Raw genomic sequence first — 21,990 nt, 5'->3', positions numbered from 1 at the left:
GAACTATTTATGCTCCAAGCTCCATCATTCGATGGAGCTTTTTTCTATTCGCAATTTCTCTGGCTAATCACAAGCTCTGTAAAGCCGGTATTGTCGTCATGTTGCCGTGAAAAACTCAGGTTGTGGTATTTATGAAGAATGAGTTCAGCAGTGGTATCGATCAGGCAACCTTCCATCAAATGACCACCGACAACTTCTCCGCTTTGTTTTGCAACCGAGATGTGGATATGTTGATGATTGGGCGTAAGTGTACCCATTACCGAGACGATCTCTAAGGGCTCGTTTAATTCGAGAGTTTGCGTTGCGCCAGCCAAGCGGATCTTCAGGTGAGTAAAGCACCCTACACAAGAGGCGATGGTAGCTGCACTGATATTATGTTCCGTGACCAAGTGTTGAATGCATTGCTTAAGGTCATCGCCTTTGGTGAGGCGAACCGCTATTGGAGTGATCAATCTGTGCCTATCTATTGTTATCAGGAAAGAGGTTAGTTTACCGAGTATCTTTTTACTGGTTTTCCACTTTGCTCGTTGCTGGTGGATTGTTCTGCTTGGTATTGATCAATGCTGTGCCACTTTAATGCCCCATTGAGTTCGTAATCGTTAGCAGCAGCGCAGATCATGTAATACTCATCGATTTGGACGATAGCGCCATCAGAGTAGGCTTTATCTTGGTAGTAACAAACGCGCTTGCCCACTTCTCCGGCGTTGATTCCGATGATCGGCTTAGCAGGAGTTGAGATGACATTGGCAGACACAGGTAAAGCCAGTGCAGCAACTAGTACTATCATGTAGGACTTCATTTTTGTTCTCCGAAGCGTTGACCAAATTTACGTTCGTATCGCGGCAGCATGCTTTCATTACCAAGCAAACCTCCTTGATGAACATAAATGATGCTCTTATCTTGATTCTCTTTATACCATGATTGTAGACACTGCCACATCATAGGATCGTAGAGAAGGTCGAACTCGATATCGGTCTCATCAAGTAATTGCTGCCAAATACGATAATCTTGTTGATAAAGTTTACCGAAATGATGTTTTGTTTCTAACTCTAGTATCTGTGGAAAATCGTTCTCGCCCAGCTCTTCAAATTGTTTGATTAAGTACTCTTTTCCGCCCACGCATGGACAAGTTAATACGGGGATAGAGTGGGGCTTTAGAAACTTATGTAGATAGAGGGCTGTTGCCCCAGTACCAGCAGGCAGTGCAACAACAAATTGGTGATTGGACTCATATCTTGTCCAAGAGAGGATTTCACTTGCGAGTTGCTCAACCCCTTGTTTAGCAATCTTTGAACGCCCCCCTTCAGGCAAAAATAGGCAAGAATTGTCTGGCTGACGAATCTGCTCGATATACTCTAGCGGATGAAGGTGGTATTCAGCAGTAGGGAGGATTTTAGCCCCTAACTCTAATGCGCCTCGATAGTTGCCAAGTGGGTTATCATCTAACCAATGAGGGATGCGGTCGACATAAAACTCTAGCTGCCAACCTTTAATCGCAGCAAGCGCTGACAACGAGTAAAGCGAGTTCGACTGAGTGCTGCCGTAGCTTATCAGCGTTTTAATGTTCGGATAATCTTGCTCAAGCACAGCCATAAATTTGCGTGCTTTATTACCACTAAAATGGCTGTGCAGTTGATCATCGCGTTTTAGGAAAAACGGTATGTCTGCAAACTGGTGCTGAGTGATGGGCGTATTGGCGAGCTTCATAAAAATTGATCGTAAAAATTTGGCCGCCTATCTTAACGGATTGCCGACCATGAGTATCAATCTAGATCAAAATTTTATAGTGGCGCAACAACCGCGGTTTTGATGATTGGTCAGTTCAAAGTGCCATTGGTAGCGTCGACAGAGGTCGTCGACGATCAGCAACCCAAGTCCATGTCCTTCTGAATCTGGGGAGTCCATGAGCCCCGGACCATCGTCAATCACCTTAATATGCTCGGATGAAACTTCGATATCGATTCTTCCATGATCAGAGGCTGCAATCGCATTACGGACTAGGTTACCCAGCACCATGTTTAGAACCGCGGGGGTTGCTCTTAGCTTAGGCTGCGCAAAGAAGCTGACATTGATGTCGAGATCTTTCTCTGCAGCATGTACCTTGTTGGTCGTGACGACGTTATTGATCTCTTCATGCTCAATGTTCCTCATCGGCGCATCGTCGACATTGCGTTCGTAGCGTACAATTGAGAGCAAAGCGTCAACCATAGTAATCATCTCTAACGTCGCGTCTTCGATACGCGAGATCTGTCGATGCTGAAACTCATCCGGTTTAGAACGCGTAAGGAGCTTGTTTGCCCCTTTGACCACAGTGAGCGGCGTTCTTAGTTCATGGCTAGCATAACGAGCAAAAGCTTGTTCGCGCTTTAAGGCAAGGTTAAGTTCATTACGATATTGATTAAGGTGGGTCGTCAGTAGCTGGAACTCTTCGGCTGCTTCATGATGTATTTCAAAGGCTTTGGTAGTGTCACCTGACAGCTCATTAAGCTGTTTAGTGATGTCATTAACGGGCTCAATCAAGCGCCTAGAAAGGCGAAACAACAGCGCGCCAAACGTAAACATCAGCAGAGAAACAAAGCTGATGACGATAATGCCTGAATAAAGGATTTCCTCGTTACCAAACTCAACTTTGTCGATCAAAGAGAGCAGTACGATGGTTTTTTGCTCGCCATTATCTGAATAGTAACCTTTGTAAACCATATGTCCGTGAGGGGAAAGCAAAGAGCCTACTTCTCCGAGAAAGGTTTCGTGGTTTTCAACATAACTGCGATATTCTTGGGGGACTAAATCCGCGTCGTTGTAGGCAACAGTGAGTGAGTCGAGGCGGATTTTTCCTTGCTCTCCGGCTAGAAAGCGCTCAACGGCACTATCGCGGTCAATAAGAATACGGCGTTCACCTACTCGATCCTCCGACCATTGCAACGCAAGGTAGAAGATGACAAAGGTAACAATCCCGATAACGCAAGACATACCAGTAAAGAATACCGCAAGCCTTCCTGTGAGCGTTTGGGTATTGGAGAGAAAACCGTGTGGCATCAGATGTCCTCTAAGCGAAAGCCAATTTTAGGGATAGTGGTTAACATCGGCGCATGAAAAGGCTTATCGAGTTGGTTGCGTAGCTGATAAATATGGCTACGCAGTACATCGTTGTTAGGTTCGCTTTCTTGCCACAGCTTTTCGGAGACCTCTTGTCTAGTCACCACCTCTGGGGCGCGCTGACAGAGCATCTCTAAAATCGTGTAAGTGGTTGGGTTTAAAGCCAATAGCTTGTCTTGGCGATAAGCTTGGCGAGTTTTCTGGTCGATCTTCAAACTGCCAAATTGCAAAACGGAGCTAGCGACTTGGCCCTTGTAGCGTTTAATCAAAGCGTGGATGCGCGCTTCAAGGATCTCTAAATCAAAAGGTTTAGTCAGATAATCATCGGCGCCATGTTGAAAGCCGTTAAGCATATCGTCACGATTATCAAGCGCAGTCAGCATTAGTACGGGTGTGTTAACGCCAGCTTCTCTTAGCTTGTTGCACACGGTCAGACCGTCCATTCTCGGCAGCATGAGGTCGAGCAGTATTAAGTCAAAAGTGCCTTCCAGTGCCAGTTGTAGACCTAGTTCGCCGTTGTCTGCGTAATCGAGTTCCATTCCTTCACACTCGAAGTAATCAAACAAGATACCCGCAACCTCTCGGTTATCTTCAACCAGTAAGACTCTGTTCATCGCACACTCTCATTTTATGGGGCTTTATGATCTCAATGATGCCGTGAAAAAAACGTGAACAACAAGCTTTTCACACCCTGGTTGATAGATTCGATCGCAATACAGCAGTTCACTTGAGCTGCGTTTGAGAATCTAACCCAAATAGGGGGCCATATGGGTATTGTCACCTCAGTGCCACATCATACTCAGTCATCAGTCACTCTTAGCGTTGTTGTCCCTTACTTCAACGAGCAAGAGGTGCTGCCTGAGCTACACCAACGTTTAAGTTCAGTTTTAGATAGCTTGGCTGACACCAGTGAGATCATCTACATCGATGATGGTAGCACAGACAATAGCTTAGCGATTGTGGAAAGCTTCACCAGTCGTTCTTCATCGATTCAGAGTGTGTCGCTAAGCCGTAACTTTGGTAAAGAAGCAGCCATGAGTGCAGGACTAGAACACTGCCATGGTTTAGCGGTAATTCTCATTGACTCCGATCTTCAAGATCCGCCTGAGCTAATTCCTCAAATGCTAGATAAATGGCGCGAGGGCTACGATGTGGTCAATATGCAAAGAGCGGGAAGGCTTGGCGAGACGTGGTTTAAACGTCAATCCGCAGCTGTGTTTTATCGCCTTCTCAATTCGATGGTCAAATCTGAGATCCCTGAAAATGTCGGAGATTTTCGCCTTCTGTCGAGGGAAGTTGTTGATCATATCAATCGGCTCCCTGAGCGAAATCGCTACATGAAAGGGATCTTCGCTTGGCCGGGATTCAAGCAAGCAACGATTCAGTTTCAACGCGATGCACGATTTAGCGGCGAAACGAAGTGGAATTATCTCAAGCTGATCGGTTTAGCCGTCGATGGTATTACCTCTTTCTCAATTAGGCCTCTTAGGCTTGCCACAGTGCTTGGAAGCTTAATTGCAGGGGGCGCATTCATCTACGGCGTGATGATCGTGATTAAGACGCTGCTATTTGGTGATCCTGTCACCGGTTATCCGTCAATGATGGTAGTGCAATTGGCACTAGGAGGCATTCAGCTTCTCAGTATCGGTGTATTGGGCGAATACATTGGTCGAATCTTCATTGAAACCAAGCAAAGACCACTCTACCTAGTGCAGTCGGTCAGTGAAAAACAAGCAAGGCACCAAGTACAAAAAACGGAGAAACGGGCGTGAGTTTTAACCGAGTTCACTTATGGGCGATTTTAGGCGCGGCACTCTTGATTCGACTGCTGACTTTAGGCGCTTACCCACTTATGGATACCACCGAAGCCAGATACGGTGAAATGGCGCGGTTAATGACTGAGACGGGCAACTGGATTACGCCTCAATTTGACTATGGCGTGCCTTTCTGGGGTAAGCCGCCATTGTTCACATGGATGAGTGCAGTGGGTATCGAAACGTTCGGTATCAACGAGTTTGCCGTTCGAGTTCCCCATTGGATCGCAGGTGTAGTTATTTTGGTGCTTATGGGCTTGTTTGCCAAGCGGTTAGGTTACAGCGGCTTGATCACGGCGCTGGTCTTGGCAACCTGTGGGATCTTTTCAATTGCTGCAGGTGCGGTAATGACGGATATGGCGCTAACCTTAGGCATGACTATCGCTATGCTGGGTTTCTATTTATGCTGGCTTAGCTATGAGGAAGATAAGCCTAATAGGGGTTGGGGCTACATTGGTTTTGTTGGCCTAGCAATCGGCTTATTGGCTAAAGGGCTGCTTGTGATTGTATTAATGGGGCTTGCCGTTGTGCCTTGGCTTGCAGTGCAGCATGGTTTCACTCAGGTGCTAAAAATGCTTTGGCAGCGTTTTCCGATCGTATCCGGGACACTGCTGATGCTAATCATTGCCTTACCTTGGTATGTGTTGGCGGAACGTGCAACTCCGGGCTTTATCGATTATTTCATCGTAGGTGAGCATTTTAAGCGCTTTCTAGTCAGTGGTTGGGAGGGGGACCTCTACGGGACGGCACACAATGAAGTTCGCGGCACCATCTGGTTGTTCTGGCTATATTCCGCTGCGCCTTGGTCAATTGTGTTGCCGGTTTTACTGTGGAAAAAACGTCGCAGTTTGAAATCAACGATCAAACCTAAAAATGGCATTGTTAGCTTCTTACTGTTTTGGATGATAGCGCCTTTGGTTCTATTTACCTTCTCTGGAAACATTCTGCCCGCTTATGTGCTGCCGGGTGTGCCTGCGATTGGTTTGCTGATGGCGATTCTGGTTTCGGATCTAAAACAAGATAAAAAGTGGTTTAAGGTCACCGCGAGTATCGTACCCGCGTTACTGGTGATTGCGGTCGGATTTATTCATTTAGATGTCGGAGATAAACGTAGCGACAAAGTCATTCTTAGAATGGCTCAGCCTGACGTTGCTACCTACTATGTGGGCTCACGTCCTTTCTCCGGTCAGTTTTACAGTTCTGGTCAGGCGAAGTTACTCAGTGATGAATCGGAACTTAATTCCTTGTCTCAGGTGCAGCTGATTGGAGAACGCAATGCAGTAGATAAACTGGTTAAAGAAAAGCAGTTAAGCTGCATTATCGAGTTTACCGCAAAGAGTCGTCGCTCATTGTATCGTTGTGGTCAACAGTCATGAACAGCAAGCTTTTTCGCTTTGCAGTGATTGGGTGCATCGGCTTTGTCGCCGATGCATTGGTTTTTTCAGCTCTGTTTTATCTGTCAGGCACGCCAATTATGATTGCCCGTGTAATCGCGTTTGTGTGCGCCGCGACGGTGACATGGTTTGGTAATCGCATCTTCACTTTTCAAAACACAGAACAAAATGTGGCTCAGCAATGGATCAAGTTTATGTGTGGCGCGAGCTTATCTGCCTTGCCAAACTTCTTGGTGTTTAAGCTGTTGTCGTCTGTTTTAGGAGAAGTAGGGAGAGGGCCTTTGATTGCCTTAGTTGCTGGGATACTGGTAGGGATGGTGAGTAACTACTTGCTAAGTTCTCGTTGGGTTTTTGCTCAGGTTGGTATTAAACGCGCAAAATAAAAAAAGCCCAGAGCAATCAGGCTCTGGGCGGATACAAATAAACATAGGAGTTAATAAGAAAAAGCAGCGTAAATTAGTAGCTTCAGTAAGAAAACAAGTTTGACGGCCTGTAAACTTAGTGGGTTGTCCAAACCCTCGAATGCTCTGCTAACTACACTTATTCAGACCGGGCGTTTTCAAAACAGTTCCAACTTTTTTCAAAAAATATTTAATTTTCTTCTTTCAAGCGCTTAGAACCCAATCCAGACATGGTGGTCAGACCAATCTATAAAAATGTGATGTTAACAGCTTGTTGCTTTGTTGTTTCGGATGTATATTTTCAAACAGTTGTTTAATACGAGTGATTAAAATGGCAAGTAGAAACTCCACCAAAGAGAAAATTCTTGATGTAGCAGAAGCGCTGTTTGCAGAACATGGCTTCAAAGATACCTCTCTACGCACTATTACCAGTAAAGCGGGTGTGAATTTAGCGTCGGTTAATTATCACTTTGGTGATAAGAAAACCTTGGTGAGAGCGGTGTTGGATCGATACCTCGAAGCATTTATGCCAGCCGTTCAAGATGCATTGATTAACCTCAACCTAAATGAAAGTTTTGAGATGGCTGACGTGTTTGAGTCTCTACGCGGTCCGTTACGTAATCTAAATGATGTACGGCCAAATGGAACCAGTCGCTTTATGCTATTAATCGGTCGCGGTTATACCGATGTGCAGGGCCATCTGCGTTGGTTTATCACCACTCGTTATTCGGAAGCATTATCTCTGTTTACTCAATCGGTAATGAAAGCGAATCCGAAGCTCACTCAAGAAGAGTTGTTCTGGCGTTTACATTTCACGCTCGGGACTTGTGTTTTCACAATGGCTTCGAGTCAAGCGCTACTTGAGATTGCTGAAAATGATTATGGAAAAGCAATGGATGCCAAATCTGTTGTTGACCAACTGATTCCATTCCTAGCAGCAGGCGTCGCTGCGGAATCGAAGTTTTAACTAGTACCTACAAATAACAAAAATATTGGACCACTAAATAGTGAACAAAAGGATCTGATTATGGGCTCTCTAAGAAGAAAATGGGTAAGTGACCCAGCTTTTAAAATGTTTAAGAAAGTGCTGCCACCACTATCGAGCACTGAAAAGGAAGCAATGGAAGCGGGTAGTGTTTGGTGGGATGGAGAGCTTTTCTCTGGTCGCCCTGACTTCACTAAGCTTCACCATTATCCTAAGCCAACCCTAACGGCTGAAGAGCAGTCGTTTATGGATAACGAGCTAGAAACTCTGCTAGCTATGCTAGATGACCATAAGATCGTAAAAGAAGATCGTGATTTGCCACCTGAAGTTTGGCAGTACCTGCGTAAAGAGCGCTTCTTCTCTTTGATCATTTCAAAAGAGTACGGTGGTCGTGAGTTTTCATCATTGGCTAACTCAACAATTGTAACGCGAATTGCAACCCGTAGTATCAGTGCCGCGGTTTGTGTGATGGTACCAAACTCGTTAGGTCCAGGTGAGCTTCTGTCACACTACGGTACTCAGGAACAAAAAGATTATTGGTTGCCTCGCCTAGCGGATGGTACTGATATCCCATGTTTTGCGCTTACTGGCCCAGAAGCGGGCTCTGATGCTGGTGGTATTCCAGATGAAGGTATTGTTTGTTACGGCGAGCATGAAGGCAAAGAAGTCTTAGGTGTTCGTATCAACTGGAACAAGCGCTACATTACACTAGCACCTGTTGCGACTGTTCTTGGCTTAGCGTTCAAGATGTACGATCCAGATGGTTTGATGGGTGACAAGAAAGAATTGGGTATCACCTGTGCTCTTATCCCAGCAGATCATAAAGGTGTTGAAAACGGTGAGCGCCATGACCCACTCGGGTTAGCATTTATGAACGGCCCAACCTTTGGTAAAGATGTGTTCATTCCAATGGACTGGTTGATCGGTGGTCAAGATTACGCAGGTAAAGGTTGGCGTATGCTCGTTGAGTGTCTATCAGCAGGTCGTGGTATTTCACTTCCGGCATTGGGCACTGCGGTTGGTCACCTAACTTCACGTACGACAGGTGCTTATGCGTATGTTCGTAAGCAATTTGGCATGTCGATTGGTAAGTTTGAAGGGGTAGCAGAATCGCTAGGTCGAATTGGTGGTTTAACTTACCTACTAGAAGCAAGTCGAACCCTGACGACAACCTCTCTTGATCTTAAAGAGAAACCGGGCATTGTCACCGCGATCGCTAAATACCATATGACAGAGATGGCCCGTACCATTCTTAATGACTCAATGGATATTCACTCTGGTCGTGCAATTCAAGATGGCCCAATGAACTACTTGGCATCGCCATACTTGGGTATTCCGGTGGCGATTACGGTAGAAGGCGCCAACATTCTTACTCGTAACTTGATGATCTTTGGGCAAGGCGCGACACGTTGTCATCCATACGTACTGAAAGAGATGGAAGCGGCAGCGAATCCTGACCAAAAAGAGGGTGCGAAAGAGTTTGATGACTTGCTGTTTAAACATATCAAACATGCAATGGGTAACACCTTCGGTGCGTTTGGTGCGGCGTTGACAGGCTCTCGTTTCATTAAAGCCGACATGAGCGGTGCGACTCAGAAGTACTACAAAGAGATGACTCGCCTAAGCCGTGCGCTTGCAGTGAGTGCTGATATTGCGATGGCGACGCTAGGTGGAGATCTGAAACGTAAAGAGATGATTTCTGCTCGTTTAGGTGATGTTCTTGCTTATCTATACATGGCTTCAGCAGCACTTAAGAAATATGAGGATGAAGGTCGTCAGCAACAAGATCTAGACTTTGTTCACTATGCTGTTCAGCACTGTTTATACAATGCGGCTAATGCATTGCAAGAAGCCTTCACTAACTATCCTCAGAAAGCCGTCGGACGTTTATTAAAAGTTCTTATCTTCCCGTTAGGTAACCACTTTGCGAAGCCTAGTGACGATTTAACGGTGAAACTAGCGGAAGCCTTAATGACTCCGGGTGCGCAGCGCGATCGATTGACTAACCTTTGCTACGTTGGCAAAGATGAGAATGACAGTGTTGGCCTAATGGAAACGACATTCTTAGCTATGTATGACATTAAGGGGCTGGAGCGTAAGCTAATGCGTGCGGCGAAGGAAGGTAAGGTTGCTCGCAAAGGGTTACTGGCAGACCGATTGGCACAGGCACTAGAAGCGGATGTTCTAACTCAGGAAGAAGTGGATCAGATCGTCGCGGCAGACAAGCTTCGCTATAAAGCGATTCAAGTGGACCACTTTAGCCATGACTTTAGCGCGATTCACACCAATGGTAAGCCAAAAAAGGGCAAAGCTAAGCTAAATACTGCAGCTTAGCGAAGTAACAATAAAGATACGAAAGGCACCAGATGGTGCCTTTCTTTTTTGCTAAAGATCTCGATAGCCGCTGAAAGTGCTCCAACCACTTACATTTTCGCGCCATTTTTACAGAAATTAGATGCGATCTTCAGATGAACCTTTTATCCTAGCGGGGTTTTTTAAAGGAAGTTGAATATGATCATCAAACCTAGAATTCGTGGATTTATCTGTACTACAACGCATCCAGTGGGTTGTGAAGCTAACGTAAAAGAACAAATTGCTTACACAAAAGCGCAAGGCCCAATCAAAGATGCACCTAAGCGTGTACTTGTTGTTGGTGCTTCAAGTGGCTACGGTCTATCTTCTCGTATCGCTGCGGCATTTGGTGGCGGTGCTTCAACTATCGGTGTATTCTTCGAGAAAGAAGGCACAGAGAAAAAACCTGGCACAGCGGGTTTCTACAACTCTGTAGCGTTTGAAAAGCTTGCTCGTGAAGAAGGTTTGTACGCAAAGAGCCTAAATGGCGATGCGTTCTCTAACGAAGCGAAAGAAAAGACAATCGAATTGATTAAAGAAGACCTTGGTCAGATTGATATGGTAGTTTACTCACTGGCTTCTCCAGTACGTAAGATGCCAGAAACCGGTGAACTAATCCGTTCATCACTTAAGCCAATCGGTGATACTTACACTTCTACAGCGGTTGATACCAACAAAGACGTGATCATCGAAGCAAGCGTAGAGCCGGCAACTGAAGAAGAGATCAAAGACACTGTTACTGTAATGGGCGGTGAAGATTGGGAACTTTGGATCAACGCTCTATCTGAAGCGGGCGTATTAGCTGACGGTTGTAAGACGGTTGCATACAGCTACATTGGTACTGAACTGACTTGGCCAATCTACTGGGATGGTGCGCTAGGTAAAGCGAAGATGGACCTTGACCGCGCTGCAACGGCTCTTAACGATAAGCTTTCAGCAACAGGTGGTACGGCGAATGTTGCAGTACTTAAGTCTGTTGTAACTCAAGCAAGTTCTGCTATTCCTGTAATGCCACTATACATTGCGATGGTATTTAAGAAGATGCGTGCTGAAGGCGTACATGAAGGCTGTATGGAACAGATCTTCCGTATGTTCAGTGAGCGTCTATACAAAGAAGACGGCAGTGCACCACAAGTGGACGACAAGAACCGTCTACGTCTAGATGATTGGGAACTACGTGACGACATCCAGCAACACTGTCGTGACCTATGGCCACAAATCACATCTGAAAACCTAAAAGAGCTGACTGACTACGTTGAGTACAAAGAAGAGTTCTTGAAGCTATTCGGCTTTGGTGTTGAAGGCGTAGATTACGAAGCTGACGTAAACCCAGATTACAAAGCAGATTTTATTGCGATCTAGATTTGGAACGCTGCGCTCCGAGAGTCTAGACCGCTTCGCTTCTGGAAAACTAGAAGTGATACTTTCTAGTTATATGAAATAAAACAAAGGGTTGACACATAGTGCCAACCCTTTTAATTTTTCTCCAGCTCTCCAGCTCTCCAGCTCTCCAGCTCTCCAGCTCTCCAGCTCTCCAGCTCTCCAGCTCTCCAGCTCTCCAGCTCTCCAGCTCTCCAGCTCTCCAGCTCTCCAGCTCTTTATTTAAACGTCGACCAAATCGGTGCGTGATCAGAAGGTTTTTCGATACCACGTAATTCGTAGTCAACATCTGATTCGATACATTTCTCAGCAAGCTTAGGTGTGGCGAGAACCACATCGATTCGTAGGCCACGGTTATCAGGGAACCCCTTTGAGCGGTAATCAAACCACGAGAAACGATCGTTCACATCTGGGTGGATTTGACGGAAAGTGTCGACAAAGCCCCAGTCTAATAGTGTCTTCAACCATTCGCGCTCTTCCGGCTGGAACGAACACTTACCGGTTTTCAGCCAACGCTTACGGTTTGGTTCGCCAATGCCGATGTCGGCGTCAATTGGGCTGATGTTAATGTCGCCCATAACGATAAGCTGCTCATCATTGTTGTGATGATCGTTGAGGTAAGTCATCAAGTCTTTATAGAACTGACGCTTATATGGGAACTTGGTTTCGTGGCTGATGTTATCGCCTTGTGGGAAGTAGCCATTAAGTACAGTGATTTTTTCACCATTATCATCTTCTAACGTCACCATGATCATACGCTTTTGATGATCTTCGTTATCGGTTGGGAAACCTTTTTGAACTGAGATAGGTTCTTTCTTACACAGCATGGCAACGCCGTAGTGCGCTTTCTGCCCATGGAAGTACACCTTGTAACCCATTGCTTCCACATCTTCTAGGGGGAAGGCTTCGTCGTGAACTTTGATTTCTTGTAGGCCGATAACGTCAGGTTGATGCTTATCGATCACGGCTTGTAGTTGATGAAGGCGGGCACGAAGACCGTTGATATTAAATGAAATAACTTTCATTTCAGTTCCTTGCTTGTGGCTGTTCGAATTTTTGTAAGGCAATACTAGCACCAATTATCGTTTGCGGCGAAGGTGATGAACCGACTTAGCAGTTATTAACATTTTTTTAAACTTTCGATTGATATCTACTTTGTTTATGGTGTAATTCCAATGATGCTTACTAATTAATTTGTCTATTTGAAACACCGAGTTTGCTATAAGGATGTATTATGCGAACGTTATCAGTGCAGTGGAAAATCACCCTCCTAGCAGGTTTTTGCCTGCTTGTTACTTCTCTTTCTTTGATTGGCTTTTCCGTTTATAACGCGATTTCTAATCAACACCAGATCAAACAGCAAAGTTCAAAGTCTGTTATCGACAAGTCAGAACAGATTGTAGAGACTCGCGCCTTGCTTAATGCAACGCAAGTTTCAGAGTTTCTAAATGAAGCTTTGTACCGAGCAGAGATGCTCGCATCTAGCGTGATGTTTCAAAAGAACCTAAGTGAAGAAAACTTTGGTGATAGTGAAGAATTGCGAACTGCATTGGATGAGATGGTACGCAGAGCGGTTATAGATTTTGACACTGTACAAGGTGCCTACTTGGTGTTTAGGCCCAATATGCTTGATAACGAAGACAGTAACTATGTTGACGCTGAGTATGTTGGGTCCAATGAAATTGGTCGATTTGCGCCATATTGGATGACAGCGCAAAATGGTGAAAACATTGTTTCGAGTGTTTTATCTGAAGCCGTATTAGAAGATGCAACCAACAGTGAGCGTTTCTACTGCCCATTAGCGTCGGGTGATACCTGTATTACCACGCCAAGAGTGGTCACTCAAGATGGCGGGGCATTCTTAACCAGTTCAATTTCAATTCCACTCTTGATTGATGATACAACAATTGGTTTCTTTGGCATCGACCTGCGATTAGATGGTCTGTCAGGGATTGTCGTTAACTCTGATCAACAGCTGTTCTCTGGCAGTGGTCATGTCAATCTGATCAGCTTAGACGGGTCATTGATCGCCAGTGATAATCCATCTAGTGCGGTCGGCCAGCCTTTTACGAGTGACATTGTTTCTCCGGATAAGTTAACTGACCTATTGTTTGGCCAATCTGTTCAGACACAGTGGAGTGAAGACGGTCAGTGGCTAAGTGTGTTTGCACCAATTATGGTCGCGAATCAGACTTGGGGGGTGCTATTTGATCTACCTCGCTCTAGTGTGCTTGCAGATGCAGAGGCTCTAGATGAGATAATCAGCCAGCAAGTCGAGTCGAGTGTGACGACAGAGCTTATCGCAGGTATTGTGCTTGTTGTGCTTGGTCTTGCTACGATTGCCTTCTCTGCCTCACGTTTAGTGAAGCCAATCCGAGAAGTGGTTGCACGCTTAGATGATATCGCTTCAGGTGAAGGGGATTTAACCCAACGCTTAGATGTGAAGTCGCAAGATGAAATCGGACAGCTCGCGATCGGTTTCAACCGTTTCTTAGATAAGCTGCAATCAATTATCAGTGAAGTTGTCGATACGACGATTCAAGTAGGAACAACAACCCAACAGTCGCGAGTTGCCGCGCAGCAAACTCGCACCAGTAGCGACTCGCAGTTCAAAGAAGTTGATTTAGTCGCAACGGCATCTGAAGAGATGACTCAAACGGCGGGCTTGGTGGTTCAAAACGCTGAAGTGGCAGTGCGAGAGGCTGAGAAGGCAAACGAGGCGGCTGCAACTGGTCAAGATGTGATTGAGAAATCTCAGCAGGAGATGATGCGTTTGGTCGAGCGCATGACAGCCGCTGTTCCCGTTGTGGAAGAACTGGCGACCAACAATGCCAATATCACTGAGATATTATCTGTAATCGAGGGTATATCTGAGCAAACTAACCTACTTGCACTTAATGCCGCCATTGAAGCCGCCAGGGCAGGTGAACAAGGAAGAGGCTTTGCGGTAGTTGCTGACGAAGTTCGTAATCTTGCGAGCCGAACTCAAGAATCCGTTGGTGAAATCAGACAAGTGATCGAAAACGTGCAAAATGGCACGCGAGATGTGGTTCAAGCGATTCAAGATGGTAACGATCTTGCCAATGATTCTGCTGTGCAAGTACAAAATGCAGCGAAAGAGTTAGGTCAGATTTTTGAAGCAATCGCATCGATCAATGATATGAACACTCAGATCGTTAAGGCGGCCGAAGAGCAACAGTCTGTTTCGGCAGAGGTTAACCAGAGTGTGAGTAACATCAGGGACTTGAGCGCGCAAATTCTCACTCAAGCTGAAGAGTCAGAGACGGTGAGTGCTCAAATTGCCGATCTGTCTGATAAGCAGCAGCAGTTGGTGAATCAGTTTAAAGTTTAGATATTCGATTCTCACAGTTAAAAATCAAATGGGCTTCGTTGTACGAAGCCCTTTTAGTTTCGATACCAGTAGTTTAATCGAGATACCAATAGCCTTTGTTGACAAGCTCAGTAAGAAGGCTCACTGCCTGCTCATCGGTCACATTAGTAAAAGAATGAATATCAATACATTCATGATTACATAACGCATCAAGCAGCCACTTTTCTCTGACTTGGAAAGCTTCACCGTTAATATAGGCTGTATCAGCAGCTTGCTGATGATATAAAGCGCGGACTCCCGATACTTTACGCAGTGTGCCCGAAGTATTGAGGTGATCGAAGATCTCTGACGAAGTCATCAATTCTTCTGGCTCGACAACGTCAAGCTGGTGGCGAGATTGGCTGAGCATAGCACCTAAGAACTGCTTAATATCAGCGTCAGAGTTTAAAGCGTTCTTTAGCATGTCAGCGAGCAAATCTGTATCTGAAGCTAAGATTTCGCCGTAACTTGCTTGAGGCTTCATATTTGGGTTGTGAAGATGAACATCGCCCATATCATGCGCTAAGACATAATCGGCAAAGTTACTGAGCAGCTCTTGCTCTTTCGGTGAACGATAACCGATTGAGTAGCTCATGCTAGGTTCAAGTGTGTCGCCCTCATGAGGGAAACCAGGTGGAATATAAAGAATGTCGCCGGGCTCTAAAATCTCATCAATAATCGCATCAAACCCTTCAATTTGTCTTAAGGCGCCTGCTTGAATCGACTCTTTGTATTGGCCAACGTCTTTATCGCCAACTCGCCAATGACGTTTTCCACTACCTTGAATAATGAACACATCGTATTGGTCGATATGGGGACCAACACCCCCTTTAGGTGCTGAGAAGCAAACCATTAAGTCATCAAATAACCAATTAGGCAACGATTTAAAAGGTTCGATCAATTCAGCGGAACCCAAGTGCCAATGGTTACACGCTTGCACGACCAACTGCCAATGTGATTCATCTAAAGACTCGAAATGAGATTCAGCAAACGGCCCATGTTGCGCTGTCCAATTGTTGTTTTTGTTGGTGATGAAGCGTGAATCCACTTCTTCTTCCATCGCGAGGCCAGCTAACTCATCAGGAGAAATAGGATCAATGAAGTTGGTAAATCCACCTTTAATGACGGTTGGTTTCTTGTGCCAGAACTCTGCGAGGAAATGCTTAAGATCAAAGCTTAGTTGGTACATGAGTTCTCCAACTTACTTTCTAAATCTGCTTGAACAATCTTGATGGCTTCGAGTGCGACTTTAGGATCAACCTCATTGCTTTCTAAAAGGTAGATAAGATCAACCGCAAGTTTGATTTCATCCGGTGCGTTGTCTAATCCTGAGTTCGACGAAGACATTACTGATTTCTCTCTCTGTAGGTAATTTGCTTTTCTATTTTGAGTTTGGCTTCTTGGCAGCGTTGCAGTCGTTGCTCAGTGGCCATTAGCGCCTGCTGTGCAGATTGTTGCTGAAATGGCGGCGCGTATTGAAGCGCAAGTTCTTTGTCTCGCACCATCTCCATTAAGCGTCGCTCCCATTCTTGGTGCTGCGCCAAATGTTGGTAGAGCTCGTTGATCGGCTTTCTGAAATAGCTGCTGTGTTTAGGCTCGTTTTTACGAATAGTTGTAGTGGCAAGTTCACGCTGAATAGCACTGATCTGGGCCAGCAAACGTTCAGTCAGGTACTCGGCACGCATAGCCGTCAGCTTTCCTGCATCTTCTTCGCGAATGATACTGTCTAGTGTCGACTGAGTTTCCTTGACGCATGGAACGAGTAATTTGGCTTTACACCGAAACAGTCGCTCGTCAAAAAGGGCGAGATGGTGCTCACCACGCTGTCGATCTAAAGCCGCAGCGTTGATGGCGAGTTGTTCAAGCGTTGATTGTAACAGCTTAACTTTACTCATAAATGGGCCTAAAGGTTAACAAACCAAGCTTCGTATGCGAGTTTTACTGCAAGGATACTGACGACCGTAACAAAAACAGGGCGAATGAATTTTGCGCCAAAGCGTATCGCAGAGTGAGCGCCAACAAATGCGCCCGCCATTAAGCACACGCCCATGGTCAAGCCAAGTACCCAATCTATATGACCAAGTATTGCGAAGGTCACTAAAGAAGTGAAGTTACTGGTGAAATTCATCGCTTTGGCTAAGCCGGAAGCGAGCAAAATATTGAGTCGATACAATGCCATTGAACTGACTGTCCAAAATGCGCCTGTACCAGGGCCAGCTACGCCATCATAGAATCCAAGCGTCAAACCTTGCGCATACTGCTTTTTGTTTAACACAGGGCAGGGTTGTGGGGATTCATTGTTCACATTACTCGGCGTTTTGTGCCAAATGGTGTAAATCGCCGCAGCAAGAATGACCAGTGGCAATATTTTTTCTAGCCACTGTGTACTGATCAGATCAACAAACAGAGTACCTAGTATGGCACCAATTAAAGTGGCAACAAACGCGCGCACCCAACATTGGGGTTTAAACAACTTTTTACGATAGTAAGTAAACGCGGCTGTTGATGATGCGAATGTAGCAGCAAGCTTGTTGGTACCTAACGCAATATGCGGAGGCAATCCCAAAGACAATAGCGCTGGTACGGTAAGCATTCCGCCACCACCTGCAACCGCATCGATAAATCCTGCTAAGAAAGCGACCAGTGCCAACACCAACAACATGGTTGGCTCAAAAAATTCCATATAGTTATTCTTCTTTAATTCTATATATAGAGAGGGAGTAGGTATGTTGACCTCTGTTATTCAATAATACGTTTAAACGGAGGGAGTGAGTCCAATAACGCGCTGCCGTAACGTTTGGTCACTACTCTTCGATCAAGGATGATGACTTTACCAGAATCACGCTCTTTACGCAGCAAACGACCGACTGACTGAATCAACTTTTTGCTTGCCTCTGGTACAGTGATTTGCATAAACGGGTTCCCGCCTCGACTTTCAATGTATTCGGCGTGAGCTTGTTCAACAGGAGAGGTAGGAACAGCGAAAGGTATCTTGGTGATAATTAAGTTTTCTAATAGCTCTCCTGGCAAATCTAGCCCTTCAGAGAAGCTCCCGGTACCAAAAAGAACGCTCGTTTTCTGGCATTGAACCAGTGTTTTATGTTTTTTTAGTATTTCTGAGCGCGACTCTTTCCCTTGTACCTGCAAGCCCCATCCTCTTTTTACGAAATCTGTTGAGAGGGCATCGGCCACTTGGTTCATCTGCCAATAAGAAGAGAACAGAACTAGATTTGCCTTATTACTTTCAATCAGATCTGGCAGTTTTTCGATTAACTGTTCAGTAAACTGTGGCGCAGAAGGTTCACAGGACATTTTCGGTATATGTAGCTCTGCTTGGTTTTGATAGTCAAACGGAGAAGCGAGCGCAAGGAACCTAACGCCATCTTCTGCCTTTTCACTCACGCCTGCTTGACGGCAGAAAAAGCTAAAGGAATTAAGTGCTCGCATGGTAGCGGATGTAAGCACGGCTCCTACGCAGCGGCTCCATATTTGTTGGTCAAGTTGCCAACCAACTTCGAGCGGAGAAACATTGACCACGAAATCACCTTCACGCTCTGGGCTTACTTCTAGCCAACGGGCAAGTGGGGCACCTTTCTCTCGTAACGGCTCCGCCATCAGGTTCCAAACTTGCGCGAGGTTATCCATGCGTTGAATATAGAAGCCTAATTCTGCTAAAGCGGGCTCTGCGAGTCGGTTGGCAAGCTCGCCATCTTTAACTCGCTCTGAGATAAGATCCGCCACCTTTGCGACCGACTGTGCGCCTTTTTGGGATAGTTTTTTCAGCTCTTTGGCTTCTTCTTCAAGCCAGCTCGGCAGTTCTCCATTTTCGAAACGATAGATGTTCTCTTCAAAATGAGCAGGATCAAAGCGCGTTGCTAGTTGGCTCAATGAAGGAATGAGCTGTTGAACTGAATCTTGTAATTCATTTCTAAACCGAGCGACTCTTTTCTCATCGGCCATATTGGCAAACTTGGTCACCGATTGATTAAGTCTTTCAAGCCAACTTGCTGCGCCTTTTAAACTCGCCGCGGCAGAAGAGTGGTCACGAGCAACGTGAGGCAGGTGGTGGGCCTCATCAAAAACATAAATGGTGTTTTCTGGTTCCGGCAGAATGACACCGCCGCCAAGATCCGCGTCCGCCATGACCAGGCTATGGTTAGCAATGATGACATCGGCTTTATCAAGCTCAGAACGCGCTTTTTGAAACGGGCAATCTCTATGCGCAGGCATACTAAGGTTGCAGCTGTGCTTATCACTGACTATCAATTGCCAGATTTCATCTTTGACTGGCTTGGGCCAACTGTCACGATCACCATCCCACTTACCTTGAGCTAGCGACTTATACATGGTTTCAAGTAACTCAACGTCTTTCTTCTTTGGTTTCGATTCAAACATAGCGAGCTGACCGCCATCAACGCCACTCGCTGAAGCCAGTTTTTCTGCACAGCAGTAGCGTTGGCGACCTTTCGCCAAAATAAATGAAAACTCTCGATCTGTGAGTCTTCTATACAGAGGCAGATCTTTTCCAACCAATTGCTCTTGAAGAGCAACGGTTGCGGTTGAAATAACCACTTTACGATTATTCAGCACGGCAACAGGAATCGTCGCCATTAAATAAGAGAGAGATTTACCAATTCCTGTGCCCGCTTCGGCGACAATCATCCGTGTCGAATTGTGATATTCGCCACACAATGTTTTTGCTATCTCCGCAACAAGATAGTTCTGAGCTCGACGAGGTACAAAGTTTTCTAGCTGAGATTGTAGATTTTGATAACTGGTACGAATGGATTGTTGAATTTTACTGGTTAGCATACTGTGACCTATATTGCGGGTGTCGCATCATAGCACAGTTCTCTAAGTACTACTTAGTTCACGAAATAGAATCCTTATTAATCAAATGTGGATCTTGTTCACAAAAAAAAACTGAACCTTCAGGTACTTACAATTAATTCTAAATGTAAAAAATATATCACGCCAATGGTTTTGCTTTTGTAGTGAATTATTTTGTTGTCTGATGTGTTTTGCGATTTTTTAAGAATTAAAATCTAAAAATAGTTTTATTAGAAGAAACTAACAAAGTCGTCATTAAACCATGATGTCGCTCGAAATTTAACCTTGAAACTCTGTAACCTATTGATTTGTATTGATTTTATGTTTTTTTATCAAAGTTTTTTAGATCATTTGACACGTCGCATAATCTTTTGCAATCTAGACCCCGAAATTAAGTGGCGATGATATCCGACCATTAAGAGATTGGAATCATCATCAAAAAACATAAAGGGAACCGGACAAGGAATTCCCATTCTATAGAAAAGGCAGTGGATTATTATGAAAAAGACTCTAGTAGCTCTTTCAGTACTTATGGCAGCGACGTCTGCTCAAGCTATCGAACTTTACAACCAGGACGGCGTAACAGTTAACATGACTGGTGACGTTGAAGTTCGTTACAAAAAAGCGATCGGTGACAACCAAACTACTAAACAAGAAATCGATGATGCTGATTTCGGCTTCGATACTCGTTACGCAGTAAACGATGATCTTCAAGTTGGCGCTTTCCTAGAGTTCTCTGGTGATAACAGCGACCGTGCAAACGACAAAACTTCAGTTGGTAACGTATACGTAGGTTTCTACCACACAACTGTTGGTTCACTTAAAATCGGTAAACTAGATACTCAACTAGATGACGCTGGTATCGGTTCTGACTACCTATTCGGTGTTAGCTCTTTCTTCGAAGACCAAGGTTTCGGTGGTGAAGAAGCAGTTCGTTACGACTACGACAACGGTTCTTTCTACGCAGGTCTAGGTCTTATCCAAGATAAGCACGACGCTCAAGCAATCGGTAAAGACGGCAACTACTTCGATGCTAAACTTGGCTACCGTGTAGCTGATTTTGACTTCACAGCATTCTACGGTGCTGCTGAGCTTAAAGGTACTTCAAACAAAGACACTGAAACTGTAACTAACGGTGTTGTAACTACTACTCGTGTTACTACTACTTACGATGCAGACCAATCTCTACTAGCTCTTGAAGCTCGTTACGCTGGTTTCGAAAACCTAAACCTTGAAGTTGGTTACTACAATACAGAACTTAAGCCAAAATCTGGCACTAAGTCTGACACTGATACAGTTGCAATCGCAGCAGATTACACTTGGAACAAGACTACTTTCGCTGGTGGCTTCGCTAAAATCGACAACAGCGTAGCTTCTAAAGAAGATTACAACGAGTGGTTCCTAAACGCAGGTTACGCTCTTGCTCCAAACACTACAGTTTACGTAGAAGTTGGTGACAACGACAAGAAAAACACTGACGTAGGTTACGGCGTTGGTATCAAAGCTACATTCTAATTGAAGCTTTATGATTAAATATGAAGCCACCCATTGGGTGGCTTTTTTTGTCTAAATAACAAATGTTTATTGCTTTTCACTTTCGACATGCCTTGTTAAAATTGACAGCAAAACTACGCAGGAATAAAGAGTATTATTATGAAGAAATGGATGTTAACTCTATTTGCTTTCTCATCTATGTCAGCGGGTGCTGCAACATTAATTCCAGAGAAAGGGCTGTCTGTACTGTATGTCAATGGGCAGCAAGCAGAATCGAAAATAGGTAAGCAGCAGATCCCTGACGGTGATGTTCAACTAGTCATCAAAATGGATAAAGAATTAGGTCGAGGCAGTTCGGCGAAAGTATTTACTTCTGAGCCTTATGTACTTTCTTTTAAAGTGACGGGTGAGGAGATTAAGATCAACAACCCGCAAGCAAGAAGTATTCAAGAAGCGACAAGAGCGTTCAGTAATGAGCAGCCTAAATGGGTATTACGTCAAGACGACGTAAACCTCAGCTACTCTCAAGAGAAACTTCCTTCTAAAGGCGGGCTATTACCATACTTCGCCATTGATGATTTAGTCTCTGAGTATAACCAATCGAAAGGTATTTACTTCAACAACGGCCAACTTATCGACAAGCCTGTTGAAGCCCAAGCGATTGCTGTAGCAGCAACGACGACAGCTGCAGTGACTTCTACTTCAAGTAAAGTAGAGAAAACCTCTCCGGCTAAGCCAGTGGCGACTAGCAATGTGGAACAGCTAAAAGCTTGGTATCTAAAAGCATCTAAAGAGGAGCGTAAAGCGTTCCGTCGTTGGATGATTGACCAAGAGTAATAGTTACTAGAATTGAATCTAAAACAGGCTTCCAATT

General features: G+C 45.0%; 20 protein-coding genes. 9 read left to right on the top strand and 11 right to left on the bottom strand.

All coding sequences use genetic code 11. The annotated features are described in order from the left end of the window. Positions 1-44 precede the first annotated feature (44 nt). From AC5O63_RS12640 to AC5O63_RS12620, 5 genes are all read right to left on the bottom strand, one after another. Positions 45-452: a PPC domain-containing DNA-binding protein gene (locus AC5O63_RS12640; RefSeq protein ID WP_494505236.1), complete on the bottom strand. Its 408-nt coding sequence runs from the start codon at positions 450-452 to the stop codon at positions 45-47. A gap of 32 nt (positions 453-484) precedes the next feature. Then, a complete protein-coding gene (locus AC5O63_RS12635; protein WP_004745816.1) occupies positions 485-799 on the bottom strand; it encodes a DUF1496 domain-containing protein in 315 nt (104 codons plus the stop codon). Beyond that, positions 796-1,707 carry a 1-aminocyclopropane-1-carboxylate deaminase/D-cysteine desulfhydrase gene (locus AC5O63_RS12630; protein ID WP_494505235.1) on the bottom strand — a complete coding sequence of 304 codons (912 nt, stop codon included), beginning with the start codon at positions 1,705-1,707 and terminating at the stop codon, positions 796-798. Before AC5O63_RS12630 ends, AC5O63_RS12635 begins: the two co-directional genes overlap by 4 nt. Positions 1,708-1,773: 66 nt before the next feature. Next, entirely contained in the window at positions 1,774-3,036 is a 1,263-nt protein-coding gene (locus tag AC5O63_RS12625) for a sensor histidine kinase (RefSeq protein ID WP_494505234.1), read from the bottom strand. Beyond that, positions 3,036-3,710: a response regulator transcription factor gene (locus tag AC5O63_RS12620; protein ID WP_239826125.1), complete on the bottom strand. Its 675-nt coding sequence runs from the start codon at positions 3,708-3,710 to the stop codon at positions 3,036-3,038. The genes AC5O63_RS12625 and AC5O63_RS12620 overlap by 1 nt, the downstream gene beginning before the upstream one ends. Before the next feature lie 153 nt (positions 3,711-3,863). Between AC5O63_RS12620 and AC5O63_RS12615 the strand changes: the two genes are divergently transcribed. From AC5O63_RS12615 to fabV, 6 genes are all read left to right on the top strand, one after another. Next, positions 3,864-4,868, top strand: coding sequence for a glycosyltransferase family 2 protein (locus tag AC5O63_RS12615; RefSeq protein ID WP_494505233.1), 1,005 nt, complete (start codon positions 3,864-3,866; stop codon positions 4,866-4,868). Further along, on the top strand, positions 4,865-6,286 hold the full coding sequence (locus tag AC5O63_RS12610) for an ArnT family glycosyltransferase (protein ID WP_494505232.1): 1,422 nt from the start codon (positions 4,865-4,867) through the stop codon (positions 6,284-6,286). The genes AC5O63_RS12615 and AC5O63_RS12610 overlap by 4 nt, the downstream gene beginning before the upstream one ends. Beyond that, positions 6,283-6,687, top strand: coding sequence for a GtrA family protein (locus tag AC5O63_RS12605; protein ID WP_494505231.1), 405 nt, complete (start codon positions 6,283-6,285; stop codon positions 6,685-6,687). The genes AC5O63_RS12610 and AC5O63_RS12605 overlap by 4 nt, the downstream gene beginning before the upstream one ends. Positions 6,688-7,036: 349 nt before the next feature. After that, complete coding sequence (gene psrA, locus AC5O63_RS12600; protein WP_239826121.1) at positions 7,037-7,672, top strand: TetR family transcriptional repressor PsrA; 636 nt, start codon at positions 7,037-7,039, stop codon at positions 7,670-7,672. 60 nt (positions 7,673-7,732) lie between these two features. Then, on the top strand, positions 7,733-10,024 hold the full coding sequence (locus tag AC5O63_RS12595; protein WP_494505230.1) for an acyl-CoA dehydrogenase: 2,292 nt from the start codon (positions 7,733-7,735) through the stop codon (positions 10,022-10,024). A 177-nt stretch (positions 10,025-10,201) separates the two neighbouring features. Next, the gene (gene fabV, locus AC5O63_RS12590; RefSeq protein ID WP_239855430.1) at positions 10,202-11,404 is read left to right on the top strand and encodes an enoyl-ACP reductase FabV; all 1,203 of its coding nucleotides are present in this window, start codon (positions 10,202-10,204) and stop codon (positions 11,402-11,404) included. Between the two features lie 236 nt (positions 11,405-11,640). Here fabV and xthA read toward each other — a convergent pair whose 3' ends face one another. Further along, a complete protein-coding gene (gene xthA, locus AC5O63_RS12585; protein WP_494505229.1) occupies positions 11,641-12,447 on the bottom strand; it encodes an exodeoxyribonuclease III in 807 nt (268 codons plus the stop codon). A 209-nt stretch (positions 12,448-12,656) separates the two neighbouring features. On the opposite strand from xthA, the gene AC5O63_RS12580 reads away from it, so the two are divergent. Next, a complete protein-coding gene (locus AC5O63_RS12580; protein ID WP_494505228.1) occupies positions 12,657-14,774 on the top strand; it encodes a methyl-accepting chemotaxis protein in 2,118 nt (705 codons plus the stop codon). 73 nt (positions 14,775-14,847) lie between these two features. Here the strand turns inward: AC5O63_RS12580 and AC5O63_RS12575 are convergent, their stop codons facing one another. The 5 genes from AC5O63_RS12575 to dinG are packed head-to-tail and all read right to left on the bottom strand — an operon-like array spanning position 14,848 to position 19,604. After that, the gene (locus AC5O63_RS12575) at positions 14,848-15,981 is read right to left on the bottom strand and encodes a ribosomal protein uL16 3-hydroxylase (protein WP_494505227.1); all 1,134 of its coding nucleotides are present in this window, start codon (positions 15,979-15,981) and stop codon (positions 14,848-14,850) included. Further along, positions 15,969-16,139, bottom strand: coding sequence for a pleiotropic regulatory protein RsmS (rsmS, locus tag AC5O63_RS12570; RefSeq protein ID WP_004746908.1), 171 nt, complete (start codon positions 16,137-16,139; stop codon positions 15,969-15,971). Before rsmS ends, AC5O63_RS12575 begins: the two co-directional genes overlap by 13 nt. Further along, positions 16,139-16,687, bottom strand: a complete 549-nt coding sequence (locus tag AC5O63_RS12565; protein ID WP_494505226.1) for a primosomal replication protein — start codon at positions 16,685-16,687, stop codon at positions 16,139-16,141. Before AC5O63_RS12565 ends, rsmS begins: the two co-directional genes overlap by 1 nt. A gap of 8 nt (positions 16,688-16,695) precedes the next feature. Beyond that, entirely contained in the window at positions 16,696-17,475 is a 780-nt protein-coding gene (locus tag AC5O63_RS12560) for a sulfite exporter TauE/SafE family protein (RefSeq protein ID WP_239826114.1), read from the bottom strand. Positions 17,476-17,531: 56 nt separating this feature from the next. After that, entirely contained in the window at positions 17,532-19,604 is a 2,073-nt protein-coding gene (gene dinG, locus AC5O63_RS12555) for an ATP-dependent DNA helicase DinG (protein WP_494505225.1), read from the bottom strand. Positions 19,605-20,120: 516 nt separating this feature from the next. On the opposite strand from dinG, the gene AC5O63_RS12550 reads away from it, so the two are divergent. Continuing rightward, positions 20,121-21,137 carry a porin gene (locus AC5O63_RS12550; RefSeq protein ID WP_494505224.1) on the top strand — a complete coding sequence of 339 codons (1,017 nt, stop codon included), beginning with the start codon at positions 20,121-20,123 and terminating at the stop codon, positions 21,135-21,137. A gap of 138 nt (positions 21,138-21,275) precedes the next feature. Then, entirely contained in the window at positions 21,276-21,953 is a 678-nt protein-coding gene (locus AC5O63_RS12545; RefSeq protein ID WP_494505223.1) for a DUF2057 family protein, read from the top strand. Positions 21,954-21,990: the final 37 nt, after the last annotated feature.

The organism is Vibrio sp. SCP2 (genome assembly GCF_059295395.1).
The sequence above is the reverse complement of the archived record's forward strand: the minus strand, read 5'-3'. Positions and strand labels throughout refer to the sequence as shown.

Excerpts from the sequence above, each read along its gene's own strand:
- AC5O63_RS12635 (WP_004745816.1), bottom strand. The coding sequence starts at position 799 with ATGAAGTCCTACATGATAGTACTAGTTGCTGCACTGGCTTTACCTGTG.
- AC5O63_RS12630 (WP_494505235.1), bottom strand. The coding sequence starts at position 1,707 with ATGAAGCTCGCCAATACGCCCATCACTCAGCACCAGTTTGCAGACATA.
- AC5O63_RS12625 (WP_494505234.1), bottom strand. The coding sequence starts at position 3,036 with ATGCCACACGGTTTTCTCTCCAATACCCAAACGCTCACAGGAAGGCTT.
- AC5O63_RS12620 (WP_239826125.1), bottom strand. The coding sequence starts at position 3,710 with ATGAACAGAGTCTTACTGGTTGAAGATAACCGAGAGGTTGCGGGTATC.
- AC5O63_RS12615 (WP_494505233.1), top strand. The coding sequence starts at position 3,864 with ATGGGTATTGTCACCTCAGTGCCACATCATACTCAGTCATCAGTCACT.
- AC5O63_RS12605 (WP_494505231.1), top strand. The coding sequence starts at position 6,283 with ATGAACAGCAAGCTTTTTCGCTTTGCAGTGATTGGGTGCATCGGCTTT.
- psrA (WP_239826121.1), top strand. The coding sequence starts at position 7,037 with ATGGCAAGTAGAAACTCCACCAAAGAGAAAATTCTTGATGTAGCAGAA.
- AC5O63_RS12595 (WP_494505230.1), top strand. The coding sequence starts at position 7,733 with ATGGGCTCTCTAAGAAGAAAATGGGTAAGTGACCCAGCTTTTAAAATG.
- fabV (WP_239855430.1), top strand. The coding sequence starts at position 10,202 with ATGATCATCAAACCTAGAATTCGTGGATTTATCTGTACTACAACGCAT.
- xthA (WP_494505229.1), bottom strand. The coding sequence starts at position 12,447 with ATGAAAGTTATTTCATTTAATATCAACGGTCTTCGTGCCCGCCTTCAT.
- AC5O63_RS12580 (WP_494505228.1), top strand. The coding sequence starts at position 12,657 with ATGCGAACGTTATCAGTGCAGTGGAAAATCACCCTCCTAGCAGGTTTT.
- AC5O63_RS12575 (WP_494505227.1), bottom strand. The coding sequence starts at position 15,981 with ATGTACCAACTAAGCTTTGATCTTAAGCATTTCCTCGCAGAGTTCTGG.
- rsmS (WP_004746908.1), bottom strand. The coding sequence starts at position 16,139 with ATGTCTTCGTCGAACTCAGGATTAGACAACGCACCGGATGAAATCAAA.
- AC5O63_RS12565 (WP_494505226.1), bottom strand. The coding sequence starts at position 16,687 with ATGAGTAAAGTTAAGCTGTTACAATCAACGCTTGAACAACTCGCCATC.
- AC5O63_RS12560 (WP_239826114.1), bottom strand. The coding sequence starts at position 17,475 with ATGGAATTTTTTGAGCCAACCATGTTGTTGGTGTTGGCACTGGTCGCT.
- dinG (WP_494505225.1), bottom strand. The coding sequence starts at position 19,604 with ATGCTAACCAGTAAAATTCAACAATCCATTCGTACCAGTTATCAAAAT.
- AC5O63_RS12550 (WP_494505224.1), top strand. The coding sequence starts at position 20,121 with ATGAAAAAGACTCTAGTAGCTCTTTCAGTACTTATGGCAGCGACGTCT.
- AC5O63_RS12545 (WP_494505223.1), top strand. The coding sequence starts at position 21,276 with ATGAAGAAATGGATGTTAACTCTATTTGCTTTCTCATCTATGTCAGCG.